The organism is Ruegeria sp. CF1, from assembly GCF_056537445.1.
Genome location: NZ_JBQFRN010000008.1, coordinates 1 through 13,032, shown reverse-complemented (window position 1 = coordinate 13,032; position 13,032 = coordinate 1). Strand labels below are relative to the sequence as shown.

The following is a 13,032-nucleotide window of genomic DNA, read 5'->3' as shown; positions in this document are numbered from 1 at the left end:
TCCGATTAGCGCACCTGCGGGATATCGCAGGTGCAGCATTTTCACCAGAGGCAGATTGATCTAACCGAGAATACCAGGCAGGCGCAGCCCATGTTCGCGGGCGCAGTCCTTGGCGATCTCATACCCCGCATCCGCGTGGCGCCAGACCCCCGAGGCGGGATCGTTCCACAGAACACGCTCCAATCGCCGTGCGGCATCTTCGGTACCATCTGCACAGATCACCACACCCGCGTGCTGGCTGAAGCCCATACCAACGCCGCCGCCGTGATGCAGCGAGACCCAGGTCGCACCGCTGGCCGTATTGATCAGAGCGTTCAACAGCGGCCAATCCGACACCGCGTCCGAGCCGTCCAGCATCGCCTCGGTCTCGCGGTTCGGGCTGGCGACCGAGCCCGAGTCCAAATGATCACGCCCAATGACAACAGGCGCTTTCAACTCGCCATTGGCAACCATTTCGTTGAAGGCCAACCCCGCGCGGTGGCGATCTCCAAGGCCGATCCAGCATATACGTGCGGGCAGACCCTGAAACGCAATGCGTTCCTGCGCCATATCCAGCCAACGATGCAGATGCTCGTTCTCGGGGAACAGCTCCTTCATCTTGGCGTCGGTCTTGTAGATATCCTCGGGGTCACCCGACAATGCACACCAGCGGAACGGGCCGATGCCCTTGCAGAACAGCGGCCGGATATAGGCGGGCACAAAGCCGGGGAAGGCAAAGGCATTCTCCAAGCCTTCATCCTGCGCCACCTGACGGATGTTGTTGCCGTAATCCAGCGTCGGAACGCCCGCGTTCCAGAAATCGACCATTGCAGCGACATGCTGTTTCATCGAGGCACGGGCGGCCTTTTCAACCGCTTTAGGATCAGTTTCGCGCTTGTCCTTCCACTGCGCCATGCTCCAGCCAATCGGCAGATACCCATTGATCGGGTCATGGGCGCTGGTTTGGTCAGTGACGATATCGGGGCGCATGCCACCGGCCTGCATCCGCGCATAAATTTCGGGGAACACCTCAGCCGCATTGCCTAGCAGACCCACAGATTTCGCCTCGCCCGCCTTGGTCCAGCGGTCGATCATCTCAAGCGCTTCTTCGAGAGTCTCGGCTTTTTCGTCCAGATACTTGGTGCGCAGGCGGAAATCGATAGAATCCGGATTGCACTCGACCGCCAAACAACTGGCCCCGGCGAACACTGCCGCCAAAGGCTGTGCGCCACCCATGCCGCCCAGACCGCCAGTCAGAATCCACTTGCCAGTCAAGTCGCCGCCATAGTGCTGACGGCCAGCCTCGGCAAAGGTTTCATAGGTGCCCTGTACGATGCCCTGCGTACCGATATAGATCCACGAACCGGCCGTCATCTGGCCGTACATCATCAGCCCCTTCTTATCGAGCTCGTTGAAGTGATCCCAATTGGCCCAATGAGGCACGATGTTTGAGTTGGCGATCAGAACTCGAGGCGCATCCTTATGGGTGCGGATGATCGCCACCGGTTTGCCCGACTGGACGATCAGGGTTTCATCCTCTTCCAGATCTTTCAGCCCTGCGACGATCCGGTCGAAATCGTTCCATGTCCGCGCCGCGCGACCGATGCCGCCATAAACCACCAGTTCGTGCGGGTTTTCGGCCACGTCCGGGTGCAGGTTGTTCATCATCATCCGCAAGGGCGCCTCGGTCACCCAGCTTTTTGCGTTCAGTTCGGGGCCGGTGGGCGGATAGATATCGCGGGTATTCTTGCGAGGATCGGTCATGTCAAAGCTCCAATGCAGTGTCTTGGATGGCGTCGAGAATATCCACCAACCAGCGACGCAGGCGCTTGGCTTTCGCCTCGTCAAACGCCCACGGAGGGGTTTCGGCGGACAGATAGGTAGATTGCGCCAGCTCCATCTGGATCGCGTGTTGGCCTTCATCAGGACGGCCATAGTGGCGGGTCGTCCAACCCCCTCGGAATCGCCCGTTCAGGACGGTGCTGTAAGGGGAGGAATGCGAAAATTCATAGGCCGCGGCCTCAATGCCGGGGGCACAGGTCGCGCCACCATCCGTGCCGATGTTCATATCCGGCAGGGTGCCTTCAAAGAGGAACGGAATCTTGCTGCGGATCGAGTGGCAGTCAAACAGGATCGCAACCCCGTGTATTGCCCGCACCCTTTCAAGCTCTTGCTCAAGCGCGTTGTGGTAGGGCGCGTGGTAGGCGGTTCGACGTACCTCGATCTCATCGATTGAGGGCTCCTGCCCCTCGGCCCAGATCGGCTGACCGTCGAAATCGGTCAACGGCACCAGAGTTGTTGTGTTCTGCCCAGGATACAATGATACACCCGCAGGGTCTCGATTAGCGTCAATGACATAGCGGTGGATATGGGATTGCACGACCGTCGCGTTGGCAATGAGCCCATCGTAGAGCTGATTGATATGCCAATCCGTATCCGCCAGAACCTGCCCATTCGCATTCAGTCGCGCAGCAATGTCGTCGGGCACATACGTGCCGCCATGCGGCTGTCCCAGCACGATGGGCCCATCGCCACGCTGAACACTGAAAACCTGCATCACGACAGCTCCGGCATGGGCATTGCAGCTGCCTGCAAAATAGTTCCGCTTTCGACTAGGGACTTCGCGGTTTCCAATTCAGGCGCCAGATAGCGATCATCGCCAAGCGACGGGATATCGTCGCGCAAACGCCCAACCACGCTGGTCAGCGCTTTGCTGGTCGCAAGAGGTGCGCGGAACTCGATGCCTTGCGCGGCGCAGAGCAGTTCGATCCCCAGAATATAGTTCAAATTATCAACCATCCGGCCTAAACGCCGCGCCCCGTGCGCCGCCATCGAGACGTGGTCTTCCTGATTGGCCGATGTAGGTGTGCTGTCGGTCACACATGGGTTGGCCAGATGTTTGTTCTCGCTCATCAACGCAGCCGTCGTGACCTCGGCGATCATCAGACCCGAGTTCAGCCCCGGCTCGGGCGTCAGGAAGGGCGGCAGATCAAAGCTAAGCGCCGGGTCGACCATTAATGCGATCCGACGCTGTGCGATCGCCCCGATCTCTGACAGGGCCAAAGCAATCATATCGGCGGCAAAGCCTACCGGCTCGGCGTGGAAATTCCCGCCCGAAACAATTGCATCCGGATCGGTCAGAACCAGCGGATTATCAGTGGCCGCGTTGGCCTCAGTTACAAGAGTTGCGGACGCCTGCCGGATCACATCCATCGCTGCGCCGGTCACCTGTGGTTGGCAGCGGATGCAATATGGATCCTGCACTCGCGTATCCCCATCACGGTGACTTTCGCGGATCTCAGAGCCCTCCAGAGTGGCCCGCATCGCCGCCGCCGCTTCAATCTGCCCACGATGCCCGCGCAGCGTGTGAATCTCGGGTTGCAGAGGGGCGGTGGATCCCATGATCGCATCAGTTGAAGCCGCCGAAATCACCAGCGCATTTTGTGCTGAACGCCAACCTTCGAACAATCCGGCCAGAGCAAAGGCAGTCGAAAATTGCGTCCCGTTGATGAACGCAAGGCCCTCCTTTGGACCAAGTTGAATCGGCTCTAGCCCAGCTGTTTTCAGAGCCTCTGCACCCGGCATAACAACACCGTTCACCTCTGCCTCGCCCTCACCGATCACCACAGCGGTCATATGGGCCAGTGGCGCAAGATCGCCAGACGCGCCGACCGAACCCTGTGCCGGGATCACAGGTGTCACACCACACGCCAGCATCTGTTGCAGCAATTCGACAAGTTCCCAGCGGACACCCGAAGCACCTCGGCCGAATGACAGCAACTTCAGTGACATCATCAGCCGCGCCAGACGACGCGGCACTGCCGGACCCACCCCGCAACAATGGCTGAGGATCAGGTTGCGCTGCAGGGTTGAGGTATCTTTGGCCGCAATCTTGTGACTCGCCAGTTTGCCAAAGCCGGTGTTGACGCCATAGACGGGCTCGGTCCCTTCGGCAGCCTGCGCAATGCGGGCAGCAGCGACCTCAACCTTGGGTTGGCAGGTGGCGTCAAGCGAAATGGCGGCTTCGGTCCAGTAGATCTGGGCAAGCTGATCCAGCGAAACCTGACCGGGGACAAGCAACAGAGGTGTCATTCCAGACCTCCAAAAATACGTTTATGCAGAGGGTTGAAACCGATGCGATAGGACAGTTCTGCAGGGTGAGTAGCATCCCAGACGGCCAGATCAGCGCGCAATCCGGGCGCGATCACGCCGGTATCATCCAGACCCAAAGCGCGGGCCGCGACGTGGGTAACACCTGCCAATGCTTCTTCAGGCGTCATGCGAAACAAAGTGCACCCCATGTTCATTGTTAGCAGCAGAGAAGTCAGGGGTGAGGACCCCGGATTGCAATCGGTCGCCAGTGCCATGGGAACATTCTTCTGGCGCAACAATTCAATCGGCGGAGCTTGCGTTTCATGCAGCGTATAAAACGCGCCGGGCAGCAGGACCGCGACCGTTCCGGCCCCAGCCATGGCGGTAACGCCGTCGGCGTCCAAATATTCGATATGATCAGCGGATAGCGCTCCGTAAGCTGCCGCCAGCTTAGCCCCACCTAGATTCGAAAGTTGCTCAGCATGCAGCTTCACCGGTAGGCCAAGCTCTTGCGCGACAACAAAAACCCGTTCGATCTGTGTGGGATCAAATGCAATGCCTTCGCAGAACCCATCCACCGCGTCCACCAGCCCTTCGGCATGGGCCGCGCGCAGTGTCGGAATGCAGACCTCGTCAATATAGGCGTCATCCCGACCCGCATATTCTGGCGGAACGGCATGTGCGCCAAGAAAACTGGTATTGACCCGAATAGGGCGCTCCCGCGCAATACGGCGCGCCGCGCGCAACATACGCAGTTCGGTTTCGGCATCGAGCCCATAACCCGACTTCACCTCGATGCAGGACACACCTTCGGCCAGCAATGCGTCCACGCGCGAAAGCGCGCCTGCAAGCAGCTCTTCTTCTGTTGCTGCCCGCGTGCCGTGTACGGTCGACAGGATGCCTCCACCCGCGCGGGCAATTTCTTCGTAGGTCGCGCCCTTCAGGCGCATTTCGAACTCAACCGCGCGGTTGCCGCCAAACACAACATGAGTATGAGCGTCAATCAGAGCAGGCGTGATCAAGCGGTCACCATAGTCGTTCTGCGGCCACTCGGCATATGACGGCGGCATTGCCGACCGAGCGCCAACCCAAACGATTTCCGACCCATCGATGGCAATCGCACCATCCTCGATCATCCCATAAGGTTGGTCGCCCCCCATGGTGGCTACATGTTTGCTACGAAGAACAGTTTTTTTCGTCATGGCGATTCTTTTGGGCTCCCCCTGCGCTTGATTTTTTCGTATACGGCTAAAAATATAAAGTCTACACAAAATGGAATTACGATGACGGTTCATGCCAAAACGGCCCTGTTAGGCTCTGAGTGGGTGCACAACCTACGAGTCGAAATCGAAGACGGTCGGATCGCTGCGCTGAAATCAGGGACCGAGCCAAATCCCGAAGACACTCGGGTCGACGTGTTGCTGCCCGCTTTGGCGAACCTGCACAGCCATGCCTTTCAACGCGCCATGGCGGGCATGACCGAAACGCGCGTAGCAGGGCGCGAAAGCTTCTGGACCTGGCGTACCTTGATGTACCGATTTCTGGACCGCCTCACTCCTGCACAGATCGAGTCCATTGCCGCATTGGTCTATATGGAGATGCAGGAGGCCGGGTATGCTGCGGTCGGGGAATTCCACTACGTCCACCACCAACCCGGCGGCACGCCTTATGCGCAGTTGTCTGAGCTGAGTCAGCGCATCTTCTCGGCGGCCAGCCAAACCGGGATTGGATTGACACATCTACCGGTGCTCTACACCTATGGCGGCGTCGCGCAAGAGCCTCTAACCGGCGGTCAATTGCGGTTCGGCAATGAGGTGGAAAGGTTCCTGCAGCTTGTCGAGGACTGTAAGCCGCTGATGCCTTATGCAGACAGCCAGATCGGCATCGCACCGCACTCTCTGCGTGCGACCTCGCCTGATGACCTACGGCAAGTGCTGAACGCTACCCCGCGTGGCCCTGTGCACATCCACATCTCTGAACAAGAGAAGGAGGTCACGGATGTAGAAGCCGCTCTGGGTCAACGACCGGTAGATTGGCTGCTGAGCAACGTGGATGTGAACGAACGATGGTGCCTGATCCATGCAACTCATATGACAGACGATGAAACCCGCGCTCTTGCCCGATCCGGGGCTGTGGCCGGTCTGTGCCCGATCACAGAGGCCAATCTGGGGGATGGTATTTTCAATGGTGCCGTCTACATCGAGCAGGGCGGTGCCTTTGGTGTCGGTTCAGACTCGAATGTGCGTATTTCACTGCCCGAGGAATTGCGTACGCTGGAGTATTCTCAACGTCTGCGCGACAAGGCCCGCACTGTGCTGGTACGTGGCGAAGGCTCGGTCGGTCAAACGCTGTATACCGGAGCCGCCCGCGGTGGCGCACAGGCGCTGGGGCGCGACGCCGGAGAGATCGCAATAGGTCATCTGGCCGATCTGGTTGCGATCGATCGAAGTCACCCCACCCTGTGTACTTTGCGCGACGATCAATTGATTGACGGCCTGAGCTTTGCCGCGCCTGACGGAACAGTGACCGACCTTTGGTCTGCCGGGCGACATCAGGTGCGCGGCGGGCGGCATATCGCCCGCGGTGCGATCCTGAACAATTATCGTGCCGCGATGAATGACCTTTTGGAAGACATCTGAACTGATATGACCCAAACCAGCGACACAACCAGCTACAAAGACATTAAGCAAACCGTCCTGCGCCGAATCCGCTCGGGCGAATTGCAGCCCGACGCTCTGCTTCCCAATGAGCAAGAATTAGCGGTCGAGTTTTCGTGCACCCGCACCACAGTCAACAGAGCACTGCGGGAACTGGCGGATGAAGGGTTTCTTGAACGGCGCCGAAAGGCAGGCACCCGGGTCCTTAGCGCACCGCAGCGACAGGCGCGCTTCACAATTCCTCTGGTCCGAGATGAAATCGAAGCGGCGGGCGGAACCTATCGCTACGCTCTTGTGTCATGTGAAACGCAGATCGCCCCAGACTGGCTGGCGGCCCGGTTGGCCCTACGTGCTGATCAAAGTGTGATGCACGTGCGATGCATGCATTTCTCCGGCAATTCACCTTTTCAGTTCGAAGACCGCTGGATCGTGATAGACAGCGTACCTCAGGTCACGCAGGCAGATTTCTCTAGCGTCGGACCCAATGACTGGCTGGTGCAAACTGTCCCGTTCACCAATGTCGAGTTGACCTTTCTGGCCAGCCGCGCCGATACCACTTTGGCCGGTTTTCTGGACGTTCCCGAGGGTGAACCCGTTTTTACTGCCGAGCGTATCACATGGCTGCAGGGTCAGCCGGTAACGTTTGCCAAGATGTATTTTGCAGCCGGATATCGGATGACAACCGAGTTCTGATTGTCCGGGCTTTACGCTTCCCCAATTCCACGACAGATTTGCTGCAGAATGTGCGCGTCTGCTGGAAAGGATATCGGGATGGGCAACCCGCTTTATGATCGTTTGCTGGGCATCCATGCAGGCAAGGATACGCCATTTTTGCACCTTCCGGATGGTCAGACTTTGACCCATGCCACGTTTCTGGACACGGCGGCCCGTCTGGCCAACACCATGACAGGACTGGAAATGGAACCGGGCGACCGCGTGGCGGTGCAGGTGGAGAAATCCGTTGAGGCACTGGCGCTTTATGCCGCCTGTGTCCAATCGGGGCTGATCTTTCTACCTCTCAATACGGGCTATACGACGCAAGAGCTAAGCTATTTCATCGAAAACAGCGGAGCCTCACTAGTGGTGTGCGATGAGGCAAACGAGGCAGGGCTTGCCGAGATCGCGCAAAAGAACAATGCCCGGCTTGAAACACTGAACGCCGACGGTTCAGGTAGCCTGATGCGGCGTGCACTTGGGATGCTTCCGGCCTTTCAGCCGGCCCACCGATCCGAAGATGATCTGGCTGCGTTTCTATATACTTCAGGCACGACGGGGCGTTCGAAAGGGGCAATGCTGACGCAGGCGAATCTGCTGTCGAACGCGGAGACCCTTGTGCAGGAATGGCGATTCACAGATGATGACGTGCTGTTGCACGCGCTGCCGATCTTTCACACGCATGGACTGTTTGTTGCGACAAATGTCGTCCTCGCATCGGGCGGGTCGATGATATTTCTGCCGAAGTTCGACCTGGAAGATATGTTACGCCTGATGCCACAGGCAACGGCGATGATGGGGGTGCCGACGTTTTACACCCGCCTGCTAAGCGACGACCGCTTCGCCCAAGATCTGACTCAGGATATGCGGCTGTTCATCTCAGGTTCAGCGCCTTTGCTGGCAGATACCCACGTTCAATTTGAAGACCGTACAGGTCATCGCATTCTGGAACGCTATGGCATGACCGAGACGAACATGAACACTTCTAACCCCTACGACGGCGAACGCCGAGCGGGAACGGTCGGATTTCCCCTGCCGGATGTTGAACTGAAGGTCACAGACCCCAAAACAGGTCAAACCCTAGCAGATGGTGAGATCGGCATCATCGAGGTGCGCGGTCCCAATGTGTTTCGGGGCTACTGGCAAATGCCCGACAAAACCGCCGCAGAACTGCGTGAAGACGGGTTCTTCATCACTGGCGATCTGGGTCGGATCGACGAGGACGGCTATGTCCATATCGTCGGGCGCGAGAAAGACCTGATCATCTCGGGCGGGTATAATATCTACCCCAAAGAGATCGAGCTGCTGCTAGACGAGCAACCCGGCGTGCTGGAAAGCGCGGTAATTGGCGTCCCGCATCCGGATTTCGGAGAAACCCCGGTTGGCATTCTGGTTCCTGCCCCCTGTCACACGCCAGATATCGAGGCCATCATGGGTGCGGTTCGGGACGCGCTCGCCAGGTTCAAACATCCCCGCCAGTTGATCTTGCTGGACGAGCTCCCCCGCAACACAATGGGCAAGGTGCAAAAGAACATCCTGCGTGACCGCTGCAAAGACCTTTTCACCAAGACCTGATATTCAAGGCAAAAGCGCAACGCGACCCTTGTCCGTCAACAACCAGCAATCCTGTCCTTCGAACACCGCAACGCCAACCGGGCGGCCATACCCTGCGCCGCTATCCAGGTTGATGCGATTGCCGTAATGCGTTGATTGATCCACCGGTGTATGCCCATGGACGATCAGTTTCGGATGCGGATCTCGGTGGTTGTGAAAGGTTTGCCTGATCCAGACCAGATCATTTTCCCGTTGTTCGCTCAGCGGAATACCGGGCCGAATGCCCGCATGGACAAAAGCAATCTCGCGCGTTTGATGCATGGAGATGAGCCCTTGTAGAAATATCCGATGCGCATCGGGAACCGCACCCCGCGCTGTTGCATGCAGATCCTCGAGCCGAGTCTGCTGATCGAATAACACGCCATAGCTTTGTAGTGTTTCTACACCACCCAACCGCTCGTGCAGCCAATGATATCCGACCAACATATGCGGATCGTGACGCGGGACATCTTCGAGGAACCATGAAAACATCCGGTCATGGTTGCCCAGCAGAGTGATCCAGCGCTTGCCCGCATCGCGACCAGCGATCAGCCGATCCAGAACGCCCCGGCTGTCGGGGCCCCGATCAACGTAATCGCCCAGATACACGATCTCGGCATCGGGGCCGCCATCGCGTTCGATCAGCGCCAAGGAGCGCTCGAACTCATCCACGCGGCCGTGCAAATCTCCAATTGCGTAGATCGGATTGGTCATCAGCTTCCCCTCGGGCAATGGTGATTGCCGCACTTCTGGCGCAAAATCAGCACTTTGAAAAGGCGATGCCCACGCTTTGGACAAGCGCGGGCATCAATCTGTCACAGAAGTTCAACAGCGACCGTCAGGCCACGTCAAACTCCAACGGTTTGATCTGAGTAAACAGACCTGTCTCGGCGAGTTTGGCGCGCGCCTCGGCTGGTACCGGTTCATCAACATAAAGCAACGCAATCGCCTCACCGCCGGCTTCGGATCGTCCAAGAGTAAAGTTCGCGATGTTCACATCGTTCTCGCCCATGGCCTGTCCTAAAGCACCAATGATGCCCGGCACGTCTTCGTTAGTCGTATAGAGCATATGCGCCCCGATCTCGGCATCGATATTGATGCCCTTGATCTGAATAAACCGCGGCTTGCCGTCACTGAACACCGTGCCACCGATTGAGCGTTCACGCTTTTCCGTCACCACAGTGACCTTGATATAGCCTTCGAACGCACCGGATTTGTCCTGATTGGTCGTCGATATCTGGATGCCACGCTCTCGCGCGACAACCGGGGCCGAGACCATGTTCACCTCGGGATTGAATTTCTTCATGATTCCGGCAACGACCGAACAATTCAACGCAGCCAGGTTCATGTTCGCAGCGACACCGTCATAGAGGATGTTGATTGCCTTGATCGGCTCATCCGTCATCTGACCAATGAAGCTGCCCAGATGCCCGGCCAGCTTGATCCACGGCCCCATGACCTTGGCCTCCTCTGCCGTCACACTGGGCATGTTCAGTGCGTTCTCGACCGCTCCGGTCAGCAGGTAATTCGAGATCTGCTCGGCCACTTGCAGCGCCACGTTCTCCTGCGCCTCAGTCGTGGCCGCACCCAAGTGCGGTGTGCAAACCACATTGGGTAGGTTGAACAGGGCGTTCTCCTTGGCCGGTTCCTCACTGAACACGTCAAAGGCCGCACCGGCGACATGACCCGATTGCAACGCCTCGGCCAGCGCGTCCTCGTCGACCAGACCGCCACGGGCGCAGTTGACAATGCGCACGCCTTTCTTGGTCTTGGCCAGATTCTCACGGCTGAGGATATTGCGCGTCTGATCGGTCAGCGGCACGTGCAGAGTGATAAAGTCAGCGCGGGCCAGAAGCTCGTCCAGTTCGACCTTTTCCACACCCATCTGCGCGGCTTTCTCTTCGCCAAGGTAGGGATCATAGGCGACGACCTTCATCTTCAGACCCAAAGCACGCTCGCATACGATGCCACCAATGTTGCCCGCGCCGATCACGCCCAGGGTCTTGTTGGTCAGCTCAATCCCCATGAACTTGGACTTTTCCCACTTACCCGCATGGGTCGAGGTGCTGGCTTCGGGGATCTGCCGCGCCACGGCAAACATCATCGCGATGGCATGCTCGGCGGTGGTGATCATGTTGCCGAACGGTGTGTTCATCACGATCACGCCTTTTTTCGAGGCCGCATCCTTGTCGATATTGTCGGTGCCGATCCCGGCACGACCAATGACTTTTAACTTGTCTGCTTTCTCCAGAATGGTTGGCGTGACTTTGGTGGCAGAACGGATGGCGAGGCCGTCATACTGACCGATCACCTCGGCCAGCTTGTCTTTGTCCTTTCCCAGATCGGGCATGAAATCCACGTCGATGCCACGGTCGCGGAAGATTTGTACGGCGGTTTCGCTCAGCTTGTCAGAGACGAGTACTTTGGGAGCCATATTTTTGGTCCTTGAACATTGTGGAAGGTCCGGGCCGGATGCGGCCCGGTAGAAAAGGTCAGGCAGCTTCGGTTTGCGCTGCAATCTCGGCTTCAAAAGCCCATGCAAGCCAGGGCAGCATCGCCTCGATATCTGATGTCTCAACCGTGCCGCCGCACCAGATGCGCAGACCCGCAGGGGCGTCGCGATAGGCACCGATATCAAGCGCAATGTTTTCGGCCTCAAGCCGTCTGGCGACGGCTTTGGCAAAAACGGCACCATCTTGAATGCGCGTATCGGTGAACTTCAGACAGACCGACGTATTTGATTGAGTTGTCGAGTCTTCGGCCAGATTGGCGATCCAGTCATTTTGGTCGCAGAACGCATGAACCGCGCCAGCATTGGCATTCGCACGAGCAATCAGCCCCTGCAAGCCTCCGACTGAACGCGCCCAATCCAACGCGAAAAGGTAATCCTCAACCGCAAGCATTGAGGGTGTGTTGATCGTCGCGCCGGTGAATATCCCATCAATCAGCTTGCCACCTTTGGTCAGGCGGAAGATCTTCGGCAATGGCCATGACGGGGTGTAACTCTCCAAGCGCTCGACCGCGCGCGGAGACAGGATAAGCATCCCATGAGCCGCCTCTCCGCCTAGTACCTTCTGCCAGCTGAACGTTGTCACATCCAACTTGTCCCATGGCAAGTCCATCGCGAACGCAGCGGATGTCGCGTCACAGATCGTCAGACCCTGACGATCATCGGCAATCCAGTCGCCATCTGGGACCCGCACACCCGAAGTCGTTCCGTTCCATGTGAACACCACATCGTTGGCGAAATCGACGGACGCGAGATCAATGATCTGCCCGTACTCGGCGGTTTTCACTTCAGCGTCGATTTTCAGTTGCTTGACCACATCAGTCACCCAACCCGCGCCAAAGCTTTCCCAGGCCAGCATTTCAACTTTACGCTCACCCAGCAAAGACCAAAGCGCCATCTCAACTGCACCGGTGTCCGAGGCTGGTACAATGCCGATGCGATAATCCGCCGGTATGCCTAGAATCTCTCGCGTGCCTTCAATGGCCGCCTTCAGCTTGTCCTTGCCGACAGCAGCCCGATGCGAGCGGCCCAAGGCGGCATCCGCCAGTTTGGTCAGATCAAATGTGGGGGGCTTGGCACAGGGGCCCGAGGAAAAACGCGGGTTGGCCGGCCGCGTCGCCGGTTGTTCGATAGTCATGTGTATTACCCTTCCAGATACACGCCCCTCGTTGGGGAGGGGTGTCCCACGCACAGAGGTATGGGTCGTTTGCACCTGCAGCAAGCGTAAAAGACGCTTCATCAGCGGAAAACGACACTGGAAATAGGCTCAGATCGGAACACAGGTTTCCGATGGGCGAAAACCCCCGCCAGTTGGCGGGGGTTTATTGATTGAGGTTTATTCAGCTGCGTCCATGTATTCGGTCATTGGCGGGCATGTGCAGATGAGGTTTCTGTCGCCGTATGCGTTGTCGACGCGGTTGACGGGGGACCAGTATTTGTCGACGCCCATGGAGCCTGGGGGGAAGCAGGCCTGTTCACGGGTGTAGG

10 protein-coding genes are annotated in these 13,032 nt (G+C 58.0%); 3 read left to right on the top strand and 7 right to left on the bottom strand.

Going from position 1 to position 13,032, the window contains the following annotated elements; all coding sequences use genetic code 11:
• Positions 1–60: 60 nt before the first annotated feature.
• The 4 genes from hutU to hutI are packed head-to-tail and all read right to left on the bottom strand — an operon-like array spanning position 61 to position 5,273.
• Positions 61–1,743, bottom strand: a complete 1,683-nt coding sequence (gene hutU / locus ACRZ96_RS14350) for a urocanate hydratase (RefSeq protein ID WP_480814773.1) — start codon at positions 1,741–1,743, stop codon at positions 61–63.
• A gap of 1 nt (position 1,744) precedes the next feature.
• Positions 1,745–2,536 carry an N-formylglutamate deformylase gene (gene hutG, locus ACRZ96_RS14345; RefSeq protein ID WP_480705923.1) on the bottom strand — a complete coding sequence of 264 codons (792 nt, stop codon included), beginning with the start codon at positions 2,534–2,536 and terminating at the stop codon, positions 1,745–1,747.
• Positions 2,536–4,071, bottom strand: coding sequence for a histidine ammonia-lyase (gene hutH, locus ACRZ96_RS14340; RefSeq protein ID WP_480705925.1), 1,536 nt, complete (start codon positions 4,069–4,071; stop codon positions 2,536–2,538). Before hutH ends, hutG begins: the two co-directional genes overlap by 1 nt.
• Positions 4,068–5,273, bottom strand: a complete 1,206-nt coding sequence (hutI, locus tag ACRZ96_RS14335) for an imidazolonepropionase (RefSeq protein ID WP_480762952.1) — start codon at positions 5,271–5,273, stop codon at positions 4,068–4,070. Before hutI ends, hutH begins: the two co-directional genes overlap by 4 nt.
• An 81-nt stretch (positions 5,274–5,354) precedes the next feature.
• Here hutI and ACRZ96_RS14330 point away from each other — a divergent pair, with 81 nt between their 5' ends.
• The 3 genes from ACRZ96_RS14330 to ACRZ96_RS14320 all read left to right on the top strand — a co-directional run bounded on the left by ACRZ96_RS14330 (position 5,355) and on the right by ACRZ96_RS14320 (position 9,017).
• Entirely contained in the window at positions 5,355–6,710 is a 1,356-nt protein-coding gene (locus tag ACRZ96_RS14330; protein ID WP_480814772.1) for a formimidoylglutamate deiminase, read from the top strand.
• Positions 6,711–6,716: 6 nt separating this feature from the next.
• Positions 6,717–7,421, top strand: a complete 705-nt coding sequence (locus ACRZ96_RS14325) for a GntR family transcriptional regulator (protein WP_170399103.1) — start codon at positions 6,717–6,719, stop codon at positions 7,419–7,421.
• A gap of 78 nt (positions 7,422–7,499) precedes the next feature.
• Positions 7,500–9,017, top strand: coding sequence for a malonate--CoA ligase (locus ACRZ96_RS14320; RefSeq protein ID WP_480814771.1), 1,518 nt, complete (start codon positions 7,500–7,502; stop codon positions 9,015–9,017).
• Between the two features lie 3 nt (positions 9,018–9,020).
• Here the strand turns inward: ACRZ96_RS14320 and ACRZ96_RS14315 are convergent, their stop codons facing one another.
• The 3 genes from ACRZ96_RS14315 to ACRZ96_RS14305 all read right to left on the bottom strand — a co-directional run bounded on the left by ACRZ96_RS14315 (position 9,021) and on the right by ACRZ96_RS14305 (position 12,682).
• A complete protein-coding gene (locus ACRZ96_RS14315; protein ID WP_480771721.1) occupies positions 9,021–9,749 on the bottom strand; it encodes a metallophosphoesterase family protein in 729 nt (242 codons plus the stop codon).
• A gap of 124 nt (positions 9,750–9,873) precedes the next feature.
• Positions 9,874–11,469 carry a phosphoglycerate dehydrogenase gene (gene serA, locus ACRZ96_RS14310; RefSeq protein ID WP_480814770.1) on the bottom strand — a complete coding sequence of 532 codons (1,596 nt, stop codon included), beginning with the start codon at positions 11,467–11,469 and terminating at the stop codon, positions 9,874–9,876.
• Between the two features lie 58 nt (positions 11,470–11,527).
• Positions 11,528–12,682 (bottom strand): phosphoserine transaminase, encoded by a 1,155-nt coding sequence (locus ACRZ96_RS14305; RefSeq protein ID WP_480771722.1) that lies wholly within the window; start codon positions 12,680–12,682, stop codon positions 11,528–11,530.
• Positions 12,683–13,032 lie beyond the last annotated feature (350 nt).